The sequence below is a fragment of the Staphylococcus marylandisciuri genome (assembly GCF_025519785.1).
GTDB lineage: Bacteria > Bacillota > Bacilli > Staphylococcales > Staphylococcaceae > Staphylococcus > Staphylococcus marylandisciuri.
The window spans coordinates 14,808-26,409 of record NZ_JAOPKZ010000002.1; the positions used below are offsets into that span (position 1 = coordinate 14,808).

At 38.7% G+C, this 11,602-nt stretch carries 11 protein-coding genes; 1 reads left to right on the forward strand and 10 read right to left on the reverse strand.

Annotated elements, in window-relative coordinates:
• Positions 1-10 precede the first annotated feature (10 nt).
• The 5 genes from N9R04_RS01130 to N9R04_RS01150 all read right to left on the reverse strand — a co-directional run bounded on the left by N9R04_RS01130 (position 11) and on the right by N9R04_RS01150 (position 4,353).
• Complete coding sequence (locus tag N9R04_RS01130; protein ID WP_262853730.1) at positions 11-691, reverse strand: ABC transporter permease; 681 nt, start codon at positions 689-691, stop codon at positions 11-13.
• Positions 691-1,629: an osmoprotectant ABC transporter substrate-binding protein gene (locus N9R04_RS01135; protein WP_262853732.1), complete on the reverse strand. Its 939-nt coding sequence runs from the start codon at positions 1,627-1,629 to the stop codon at positions 691-693. Before N9R04_RS01135 ends, N9R04_RS01130 begins: the two co-directional genes overlap by 1 nt.
• Positions 1,630-1,645: 16 nt before the next feature.
• Positions 1,646-2,281, reverse strand: coding sequence for an ABC transporter permease (locus N9R04_RS01140; protein WP_262853734.1), 636 nt, complete (start codon positions 2,279-2,281; stop codon positions 1,646-1,648).
• Complete coding sequence (locus tag N9R04_RS01145) at positions 2,278-3,459, reverse strand: betaine/proline/choline family ABC transporter ATP-binding protein (RefSeq protein ID WP_262853735.1); 1,182 nt, start codon at positions 3,457-3,459, stop codon at positions 2,278-2,280. The genes N9R04_RS01140 and N9R04_RS01145 overlap by 4 nt, the downstream gene beginning before the upstream one ends.
• A gap of 336 nt (positions 3,460-3,795) precedes the next feature.
• Positions 3,796-4,353, reverse strand: a complete 558-nt coding sequence (locus tag N9R04_RS01150; protein WP_262853737.1) for a YdeI/OmpD-associated family protein — start codon at positions 4,351-4,353, stop codon at positions 3,796-3,798.
• A 438-nt stretch (positions 4,354-4,791) separates the two neighbouring features.
• On the opposite strand from N9R04_RS01150, the gene N9R04_RS01155 reads away from it, so the two are divergent.
• Positions 4,792-6,162, forward strand: a complete 1,371-nt coding sequence (locus N9R04_RS01155; RefSeq protein ID WP_262853739.1) for a CitMHS family transporter — start codon at positions 4,792-4,794, stop codon at positions 6,160-6,162.
• A 192-nt stretch (positions 6,163-6,354) separates the two neighbouring features.
• On the opposite strand, the gene N9R04_RS01160 is transcribed toward N9R04_RS01155, so the two are convergent.
• From N9R04_RS01160 to N9R04_RS01180, 5 genes are all read right to left on the reverse strand, one after another.
• The gene (locus N9R04_RS01160) at positions 6,355-7,536 is read right to left on the reverse strand and encodes an MFS transporter (RefSeq protein WP_262853741.1); all 1,182 of its coding nucleotides are present in this window, start codon (positions 7,534-7,536) and stop codon (positions 6,355-6,357) included.
• Positions 7,537-7,643: 107 nt separating this feature from the next.
• On the reverse strand, positions 7,644-8,402 hold the full coding sequence (locus tag N9R04_RS01165; protein ID WP_262853742.1) for an ABC transporter permease: 759 nt from the start codon (positions 8,400-8,402) through the stop codon (positions 7,644-7,646).
• Positions 8,399-9,049: an ABC transporter ATP-binding protein gene (locus N9R04_RS01170; protein WP_262853744.1), complete on the reverse strand. Its 651-nt coding sequence runs from the start codon at positions 9,047-9,049 to the stop codon at positions 8,399-8,401. The genes N9R04_RS01165 and N9R04_RS01170 overlap by 4 nt, the downstream gene beginning before the upstream one ends.
• 666 nt (positions 9,050-9,715) lie before the next feature.
• On the reverse strand, positions 9,716-10,495 hold the full coding sequence (locus tag N9R04_RS01175; protein ID WP_262853745.1) for a CPBP family intramembrane glutamic endopeptidase: 780 nt from the start codon (positions 10,493-10,495) through the stop codon (positions 9,716-9,718).
• A gap of 246 nt (positions 10,496-10,741) precedes the next feature.
• Positions 10,742-11,563 (reverse strand): SDR family oxidoreductase, encoded by an 822-nt coding sequence (locus tag N9R04_RS01180; RefSeq protein ID WP_262853747.1) that lies wholly within the window; start codon positions 11,561-11,563, stop codon positions 10,742-10,744.
• Between the last annotated feature and the right edge of the window lie 39 nt (positions 11,564-11,602).

Here is an 11,602-nt window from a genome sequence, read left to right on the forward strand (position 1 = left end):
CACCTCTATACTAATTAATGCGTTGTGGTTTGTTGCGCTTTGATGTGTGCGTAGGGTCTAAGCGTTTTTCAAGTATGCGCAGTACAACGTCAATGATAACTGCAATTAACGCTATAGGAATAGCTCCAGCTAGAATAAACGTTGTCCCATCTGTCGCGTTTGTACCTCGAATGACGATGTCCCCCAGTGTGGGCGCACCTATGAATGAACCGACTGCTACGACACCGATTGCCACTACTAAAGCGATTCGCACACCGCCTAATATGACAGAAAGAGATAGCGGAAGTTCAATTAAACGTAAGACTTGATTACCTGTCATCCCCATTCCTTTACCTGCATCTTTGATATTTTCATCAACACCTTGAATTCCTGTATAGGTGTTTTTAATAATAGGCAACAGTGCATATAAGAAGACGGTAAAGACGACTGTATTAGGACCAAGCCCCATAACTAACATGAGTATAGCTAACATGGCAATGACCGGCACGGTCTGAATAATGTTGGCAATTGTAATTACAATCCATGATAGCTTAGAGTAACGCGCTATAAATATGCCAATCGGTATGCCGATAATAGAGGCGAATAACACGCCATAGACCGACATCAGTAAATGTTTAAAGAATAGATCCATGAGGTAGCCAAAGTTTGTAGAATAATATTCGCCTAGCTGTTGTAATAAATTACCTGACATTACGGTCGACCACCTTTCTCTTTATCAAAGTAGTGATGTTTCTTCAAGAAATTCTCAGCTACTACGGCAGGTTCTTTGCCTTCGCCGTCAGCCTCGTAATTCAGTTCTTGCATCTGTTTCGTAGAAATCTTTCCTTCTAGTTTAGATACGGCAGGTTTGATCTCAGGATGTTTCTTCAATACTTTATTTGTTGCAAATGGACTTGCGTCATATGGAGGGAAGAAACGACGATCATCCTTTAATATTTTCAGATCATAAGCGGCAATACGTCCGTCAGTCGAATAACCTACCGCTGCATCTAACTTATTATTATGTAAGGCATCATAGACAAGCCCTATTTGCATAGGTCGTACTGTATCAAAGCTGAAACCATATTCTTGAGTGAACCCTTTATAGCCATCGCCTTCACGTTGCATCCAAGAACTATCTACTCCTAGTCGTAAATCCTTATGATTCTCTAAATCTGATACCGTGTTGAGATGGTACTTCTTAGCTGTTTCTTTGGTCACCATAAAAGCATATGTGTTCGCAAAACCATATGAATTAAAGAACTTTGAATCGTATTTATCTCTAAATCCCTTTTGAGTAGCTTCTAACGCTTTCTTAGGATCTTTAATTGGTTTCTCATTTAATGCTCCTGTTAAATCTGTACCCGTATAACGAGCGCCTGACATGTTGGCATCGCCAGTCGTGATCGCTTTGTGTTGTATCGTACTAGAACCAAGATTGTTCACTAAAGTAGGTCTAACTTTGCCTTTCGTGTCATGTTCTATAATTAGCCTTACCATGTGTGCCATGATTTGCGATTCTGTATTACTTACTGCGGTAATTTTCACTTCATTATCTGAACTGCTACCGCCGAGACCAGGCAAGCTACATCCAGATAACACAGTGAGACACAATAAGGGCACAACTAATAACGTTTTAAACTTTTTCATCATGTTCTCCTCCTCGTTATCTCGATACTTTTAACCCTTTAGGTACAGCCCATTTTTCAATAAGTGAGAGTACAAAATCTACTATAAGTGCTAAGATAGTTACGCCCACTGCTGCTGCGATAATCATGTTAGCGTTATAAAGGTTAAGTCCATTAAATACAAAGTCTCCTAACCCTCCAGCACCTACATAGCTTGCTAATGTAGCCCAACTAATCACGTATACAGCTGATAATCGTATGCCGCTCAAAATGAGAGGCAACGCAAGTGGTAACTCTACATCTTTCATCAATTGATAGCGCGTCATACCCATACTTTTACCAGCTTCTTTTAAATTTTCATCAATATTTTGTACGCCCAATACTGTATTGTTGAGTATAGGTAGAAGTACGTAGATGAATAAAGCGATAATCGCAGCCATTTTACCTACTCCGAAAATAGGTATCATAATCGCTAGAACTGCAAGAGTTGGAATTGTTTGGAGCACACCTGCAAGCGTGAGAACTACGTTTGATGTGCGCTTCATACGTGAGAGCATAATGCCTATAGGAACAGCCACGACTATGGCAATGAGTAACGCAATGATTGAAATCTCTAGATGTTCCCATGCTTTCTTCAACAATTCTTGACCATTATTGTGTAAGAAGTCCATCATGATGGATCAACCCCTATATCATTTGATTCAACAATGCCTGTATCCGGTTGGGAATCCTCACTTTCACCCCAAATGCTGTCATAGACAATGTCGACAAGATTAGCGCGTGTAATTAGCCCTAATAATGTCTTATCGTCACGATCTACAACTGGAACATTGCGCACATTCCGTTTTAATATCGTCCGCACACTATCTTGTAATTTGCTGTCAACACGCACTCGATAGATATCACGTTGCATAGTATCGATTAATTCACGATTTGCACGTAACCCTTGATTAATATCTTCTATGTCTAGATAGCCGAGCAAGCGCTCGTCATCCCCAACTACAAATATGGTATCTACGCGCCGTTCTCTCATGATTTCAACCGCATCATTTAACGAACGGTCAGCATGAATGGTTACCGGTCGTATCATCGCATCTTTAACTGTGCGCATATTAGGTCGATCTTGAATTAATCTGTTCTGACCGATAAAGTCTCTAACGAAGTCATTAGCTGGACTTCGAAGAATATTATCGGGTGTATCATATTGCACAACTTTACCATTCGACATGATACAGATCTTATCAGCGAGTTTAATTGCTTCATCCATATCATGCGTGACGAAGATAAAGGTTTTGCCTAATTTCTGTTGCAATTCTTTTACCAAGTCTTGCAACGTATCACGGGTAATTGGATCTAATGCGCCAAATGGTTCATCCATTAAGATGATGTCTTGCTCTGCAGCTAAGGCGCGAACAACCCCTATTCGTTGTTGCTGTCCACCTGAAAGTTCTGATGGATAACGGTCCAAATAGTCTTCAGGTAAATCCACTAGTTTAATTAATTCCTTAGCTTTAGCTTCCTTTTTTTCCTTTGACCATTTGAGCAACTTAGGAACGAGAACTATATTTTCCTTAATTGTCATATGAGGCATCAGACCTATTTGCTGGATGACATATCCAATACTCCGTCGTAATTCTACAGGATCCATCTTGCGAATGTCTTTACCATCCATCGTGATCTGACCTTCTGTCGCTTCAATCATTCGGTTGATCATACGTAAAGCTGTCGTCTTACCACTTCCACTCGTTCCGATAAAAGCGACAAATTCACCTGAGTTTATCTCAAGTGACATGTTATCGACAGCTTTCTTTTGACCTGAATATATTTTTGATAAGTTCTTAATGCTTAACATGTCTCAAATTCCTTTCTATCGTAATTCTATCTGTAACAATATTACAAATAGTTAAGGGCCTCATGTGAAGTCTACAAATTTTAGAATAAGTAAAAACAAGCACAAAAGACCCTCTCGTAATAGCAATGATCAAATATTTATATGTAGTATAATATGATAGAGCTTACTAGTTGAGGTCAACATAAGTTATTATTCACTACAAAAGTTACTTCTATTGCGTGTTGTCTATCTAATAGTAATTATACCCCTATTCAAGTGAAAAGTCACATCGTCATCGAGTCCAGGCATCATTATCATTCATGTTATCATACCTGGAACATCATTGATTTATCATCTTTATTTATCATTCATCCCTTTACCATTAAGAATATGTTGATAATACTTCTTCACCCTCTTCTCTCTCGTATCACTCTTCTTAGCTTGTCCAATATGATACATGTACTGCCGTTGACGACCAGGTGTAAGATTCTCAAACGCTTCTTTAAACTTATCATCTCTCTCCAAAGCATCTGCTAGTTCTTCTGGCATATCATACTCAGCTGTGGACTTCATAGGTACTTTTTTACCTGATCTTTCAATATGAATGGCTTCTTTAATGTACCATTCAATCTCTTGCTGGCGCGATTCAATTTCCTTAACTGATTCAAATCGCAGTTGACGAGCTGCTTGGACATTTTTAGTTTGTTGAACAAGCGCTCGATAAGCATCATCCATGATAGCACCTTTCTCAAATAATAAAGCGCAATAATGTTTAAATTCCTGAATGATGACTACATTTTTACCATTTAATGTATAACAGGGATGTTTCCATTTATAATCTTCTTCAAGTTCTGTGTGGAGGATGATCTCCCGTAATAACTTTATTTCATCCTGCCACTGCGTTAACTCACTCATATATGGGAGCGGGACAGAAATCTAATTTGAACAAAAAAGATTTCTGTCCCGCTCCCTCTTATTCTCTGTCATCTCAATCACTCCTACCTTGCCTTCTCTTACATTCGTATGACTACATGACCTCATTAGCATTCACTTTATCACACGTGATGAATCCAAAATAGTGTTATTATAATTTCTTGCAAATGAAATTTATAAACTTATCTGAAAATTTTTGATATAATATACAGAACGAGGTTGGGACGAATGCGTTTAGCACTTGAGCTAAACTGAACGATGAGCAACATTGCGTGCCAAATTTTGGCACATCGTAAGCGTTTCTGTCGACAATCCTGCTTTTGGGTCGCCGTTAATCGGTTTCAGAGAGCACAGAAACTTTATCTCTCAACCTACTTAAGGGGTGAACAGTAGTCATTATAACAAAAAGGGGATGTTGTTATGTTTGATAATAGTGTTGGGCTCACGGTAATTGGTATCGCAATCATCGTTTCTATCGTCGGCCTATTGATTGCGAAAAAAATTAGTCCAGTTGTAGGAATGACACTTATACCTGTGATTGGTGCCCTCATTCTAGGCCATACCTTACACGACATTGTGAAATACTTTAACAGTGGTGTAGGACAAGTCATGAACGTTGTAATCATGTTCGTTTTTGCAATTATTTTCTTTGGCATTATGTCAGATAGTGGCGTTTTTAAGCCTTTAGTTAAGCGCTTAATATTATTGACAAGAGGAAATGTTATTATCGTTTGTATCGTCACTGCACTGATTGGTACTTTTATTCAACTCGACGGTGCTGGGGCAACAACGTTCTTACTATCTATACCTGCTTTGTTACCCTTATATCGCGCTTTAAATATGAATCGCTATTTACTTATATTAATACTAGGGCTAAGCGCTTCAATCATCAATATGATTCCTTGGGGCGGCCCCATGGCTCGAACTGCGACAGTGCTGCATGAGAAAGATGTAAATGCTTTATGGTACGGCGTCATACCAGTGCAAATCGTAGGCGTGATACTGGTTCTTATCTTTTCAGCATTTCTAGGTTGGCGCGAACAACGTAGAATTCGCCGACTCATACAACAAGGTGAAATCAAAGATACGCAAAATATCGATATTCATAAGTTAGTTAAAGACTATGAATATGACCAAGATATTAAGTTTCCTGTGCGTGGGCGTGCAGTAAGTCAACCTTGGATCATTTGGGTTAATGTAGTGTTGACACTCGTTGTAATCGTTGCCATGTTAGCGAATTGGGCACCACCAGAATTCGCTTTCTTGATAGGTACTGCCTTAGCTCTTATCATTAACTTTAAAGATGTGGATGAACAAATGGACCGCTTGAAAGCCCATGCCCCTAACGCCTTAATGATGGCAGCAGTTATCATTGCGGCAGGCATGTTTCTCGGCATATTAAACGAAACAGGTATGTTGAAAGCTATTGCAGTCAATTTCATCAAAGTTATTCCTGATGGGGTTGGTCCATACTTACATATCATAGTCGGTATATTCGGTGTTCCTCTCGATTTGTTAACGAGCACGGATGCTTATTACTTTGCACTCTTACCAATAGTCGAGCAGACTGCGCATCAATTTGGTGTAGCTCCAACTTCTACCGCCTATGCCATGTTGATAGGTAACATTATAGGTACGTTTGTAAGCCCGTTCTCACCTGCTTTGTGGTTAGCAATTGGACTAGCCGAAGCCAATATGGGAACTTACATTAAATATGCATTCTTCTGGATTTGGGGCTTTGCTATAATTATGCTAGCGATTGCTATATTAATGGGTGTGATTACCATTTAACTTTAAATTCAAACGTGCTGCCGATAATTAAACATGTGGAAATGGGTAGTACGTTGTGCTATACAGCATATTATTAAAGCACAAACTTCGAGATCCTCGTAAATTTACGAAGACCTCGAAGTTTTTTCGATAACTGGGAGCGGGACAGAAATCTAATTTGACTAAAAAGATTTCTGTCCCGCTCCCATTATATTATTCGAATTCAGAATCGCTATAGTTCAATGTTTGTTTCAAACTAATTGCTATTATTAAGACTAATACACCTATCCCTGCTGAGAAATACGTCGTAGCGTAAACACTTAAATTAGAAACTACCAAGCCTCCAACTATGCTACCGACGCCAATACCAGCATTTAAGCTCGACATATTCCAACTCATGACTTGACTGGTATCACCTTCAACTTGATCAATAATTCCACTTTGCACAGCGGGATTAGTACTCCATTGCATAATATTCCAAATAAATATGCCTAAGATAAGAATAATTGATGTGGCAAGTAGTTGGTTCAAGAGTGACATCATGATGATAAATGAGATAATAGAAATGATAAGCCAGCGTTTACTAGTCAGTCTATCAGATAAGAAACCACCCATTGATGTACCTGCAACACCTGCCACCCCATTGATTAGCAGAACGATAGAAACAAATGATAAAGTATGACCACTTTTAAGCATCAAAGGATTAATATAAATAAAAGTAATAGAATTTGCTACTAAAATTAAGAATGTAATAGCTAAGTATTTGGCAACTTCAGCTGGCCGTAAGACTGTAGCATGGTTAGATTGATTGCTCATCGAACGATTAGCGTTTTTCGATGTTGGGGGTTTGAGGTAAGGGAGATAAAGAAACATTAACACCCCTGCTATCAAGCTAACAGCTACTATAAATACGAAAGTGTAGCGCCACCCCAATGCGCCTCCAATCATCGTTCCTATAGGTACGCCTAACACATTTGCACCACTAAACCCTGAATAGACAATGCCAATCATCTTACCTCGATTCATAGGAGTAGTTAACATGGCAGTTAACGCTAATATCTTTACAATAATTAACGCTGCTGCTGCGGAAGATACTATACGTCCTATCACTAATAAAGTGAAATTCGGCGCTATTGCGATCACAATATTACCTATAATAAAAAATACTAGCGTCCATAACAGTAACGGTTTAGGTCGAAAATGAGTCGTTAAACGCACTAATATCGGCCCGGCAACCGCAAACGTTATCGCATAAAGAGTGACGAGTTGTCCGATAATAGCTTCTGAAACATGTAAATCGTGACTCATTAAGTTCATAATGCCAGCTACCATCATCTCAACCATTCCCACTATAAATGTACACAGTATAAAGGTTACAACACGCATCACTGACATTTTAAAATCCCATCCTTACTCAACCGGAAATTTATCTATAACATTTCTATTATAAATTAAGTATATGCACTTTAGTTATTACTTGCTTGTGAAATCCAAAAGATCACTCAGAGGTTACGCCCTATGAGTTGATTACGATGATTGAAGAATTGCCGGTAGCTTAGATAAGTTGCAATCAAAGCAGAAATAATCGTCGCTGTAGTATGGATGAACACAACTAATAACTGGAATTTAATAGCTTCTAACGGAGGGACACCACCGATAATAAGTCCAGTCATCATCCCTGGAATAGAAACCAATCCATAAGTCTTAACTGAGTCTATCGTAGGCACAATTGCTGTCTTAACACTTTCACGTATTGTCGCTTTAGAAGCTAACTTAGGATCAGCACCCAAAGCTAACTTCGACTCTATCTCATCCATCTGTTTAACAAATTCCCGATCTAAATTTTGATAAGCTAAATTGATAGCAATCAACCCGTTATTGCCTAACATTCCTGCAATAGGTATCACTTCATTGGGTTTAAAGTCAATCGCTCCAGTAATAATCACACCCGCAAGCGGGATAGCTACGCCTACAAAGATTGAAACAAATGAGATCCAGAAAACATGATGCATGACTTGAGAAGCACGGCTTAAAGTATTCCATGAAGCATTAATAATAATGACTAGCACAAAGATAAGTAATAACCACTTTTGATCTACGTTAAAAATAAAGTGTAATATAAAACCTAATATCACTAACTGTATAACCGCTCTTATTGTAGCAATGACTAAATCTTTAATAATATGTAACTTTTCAACGTAAGAGACGATAATGGGAAAGAGCAACAATAAAGCAGTTATCGTTAAGGCAGTTGTGCTCATGATAGATCCTCCTCACTCTCTATTTTTCCATCAACGAGACGTATTCTCTTCTTGAAATATCTCATACTTTGATCATTACTATGTGTGATCCACAAGATGGCTACATCCTGTTTAGCGAGTTCGAAGATTAACTTTTCTATCTTCTCACTATTTTGCGTATCCAGCGCGCTAGTCGCTTCATCTAATAGCAGAATCTTGGGCGTATACATCAACTGTCTGGCGATCGTAATCCGTTGACGTTCCCCTCCCGAAAGCGGTCGTACATCCGTATTGAAATCATAATGCCCTAGCCCCACAGCTTTAAGCAGTTTTTTTGCACGCTTTTTATCGAAACTGTCATTACGTACTTCAGCTGGAAAGGCGAGGTTCTCCCCTATAGTGTGATCAAATAAGTCACTTTCTTGAAGCAAATAGCTAATTTCTTTACGCAATTGTTCAGGTTGAATGTCTTCATAATCTTTCCCTTCGAAATAAATCTTTCCAGATGTCGGGCTAATTAAATTATCGATTAACCTTAAAAACGTACTCTTCCCACTACCGGAAGGTCCGACAATCGCAACTGTATCACCTTTGTTGAGCTTAAAATTAATACTATCAATAATTGTTCGTTTGTTAACTTGATATGACACATTTTTTAATTCCAACATATGGCTATCTCCTTTTTAACATTAATAGCTATTAATTTCTTATTCCCTAATTATACAAAATAAATTATACATAATTTAAATTTCACTGAAAGTGTCATTCAGTGGGTTAAATTGAGAGTTAGCTTTTATCTTTATAACTCTCAATATTAGGGGACAGGGTGAGATTTAAAGTTTCTGTTCTGGGTAATCGATGAACGGCGTCCCAAAAGCAGGAGTGTCGACAGAAACGCTCATGATTCGGGAGCGGGACATAAATCTAATTTGACTAAAAAGATTTCGTAGTCCCGCTCCGGCAAGGATGACTAGAATTGAAAAAAGCTTGATACAAGCGCATTTTCAAATCAGTCATCTACTGCCGAGATGTTGAAGGGAGCGGGACAGAAATCTAATTTGACTAAAAAGATTTCGTAGTCCCGCCCCGGCAAGGATGACTAGAATTGAAAAAAGCTTGATACAAGCGCATTTTCAAATCAGTCATCTACTGCCAAGATGATAAAAGAAGCTGAGACATTACTTTATGTCCCAGCCTCTTTCTCTCTAGTCAAAGACCTTTATATCCCAGCCTCATGTCCCGCTTCTCTTCAATTCCTAAACGCATTTATCCCGATCTTACTCTTAGGTTTAACCTGTTATCTCAGGTTACAGTTGAAGAATAAAGTAAAAGCGTTAACTCCCATTGACGATATTCGCTATACTGGCGATCAAATTACAGAGCATGTGAAAAGTAATACTTACAGCAAGATTACGCTCTGACTTCATATAGACAAACACAATTCCAATTGCAATAAAGAGATACGAGCCAAATTCAAAAGGGGACGTGGCACCAATGACATGCACACTAGTAAAGAGAAATACAGATAATGCTGCTGCAACTTGATATGTAATCTTTTTACCTAACTCATGAATAATTAAATGTCTAAAGATCAACTCTTCAACAAATGGAGTGATAATCGCTACGTTTATCACAGTAATAGGCATTAACCAGCCAACATGAAATAGTTGATTGACCGACTCTTCATTTTGCGTTTCATTAAACTGCAGTGATTTAGGCAAGAACTGAGTTAGCCAGTCGTAGCCAGTTTCTAATAAAATGGTGATGATATAGGTCACTACAATTAAGAAGATATAGTATCTTACAGCTTTAAAACGTTGCCTTGCTACCTTTAACAAATGATGACGTCGGTGCATGAGATAGAAAACTAGTAGTATAAGTAAAAGCCCTAGCGTATCAGCTATCAAACTTGCTGTATTGCTAACAATTGAATCCTCACCAGACTGATTAAACTCGGGTATGAATATACTAAAGAGAAGCTTGATGACGAGTTCGACAATAGCTGGCACGATAAAATAAAGAGGAATCAACCAATAATCGCGTTTCACCATGGAACTTGCTTGCCAAAATGAATAGATTTTCGAAGGCGCTTTATGCTTTTTTGTTTTAAACACGACTGTCATCCTTTCCACATCATATGCTAGACATACCACATTTTAAGATTGAGAACAAAAGTCTCGTAACGGCGTATTATAGATCACCTTAATCCCTCGTGATTATAGTCATACAATAGTCCTAACTCTTGCCTCTATAACACAAATGAGAACCCTCGCCGTGTGATAAGTATGCTTTCACACCAAATCGAGGGCTCGGAACTTTATACTGACTATTTAAATCTCGGATTTACTCGTTAATTTCACTTATTCATCTATCGTCCGCTTCCAGTAGTCATCACTTAACATTTCTCCAGGCCATGTATACGCCATTACACCACCATCTATTCTAATCGTCTCTCCAGTTATAAATGAACTTTCATCTGAAGCTAGAAAAACAACCAGTTTCGCAACTTCTTCAGGCTTCCCTAACCGACCTAGAGGCGTCATCCACTTTTGATTCTCACGGAAAGTCTTGCCTTCTTCATCATCTTGCGTTCCTGTTAGTTTGTCGACTAACGGCGTTTCTATCGTACCTGGTGCTATCGCATTGGCACGTATATTGTTACGGCCGTATTCGATCGCAGTTGAACGCGTAAAGTTGATCACGCCGCCTTTAGCAGCATTATATCCTGAGCGATATAAATCAGCAGCTTGACCTGAAAAAGAAGATGTATTAATGATAGAGCCGCCATTTTCAAGCATAAGCGGAAGCACGAATTTGGTCATCATAAATGTGCCACGCAAATCAACATTCATGATCTTATCAAACACTTCCATAGGGTATTCATGTATGCGTCCTGCGCCATTATCGACTCCAGCATTATTAAACAAAGCATCAACACGACCATATTGTCGTTCTACAGTTTGGACAAATGTTTCAATTTCACTCTGGTCAGAGACATCCACTATAAACGCCGTAGCTTTGCCACCCTCATCCTTAATTTCTCGCACTGTCTCATTAACATCATTAGAAATATCAACAGCTAAGACGTGCGCCCCTTCTAATGCCACTGCTTTCGCCGCTGCTGCACCTATACCTGTATGTGCTCCAGTCACTACAACTATCTTATCTTGTAATCTATTCATCTTTATTCTCCTTTTCAAAGGCAAATTTCTCAGACACTT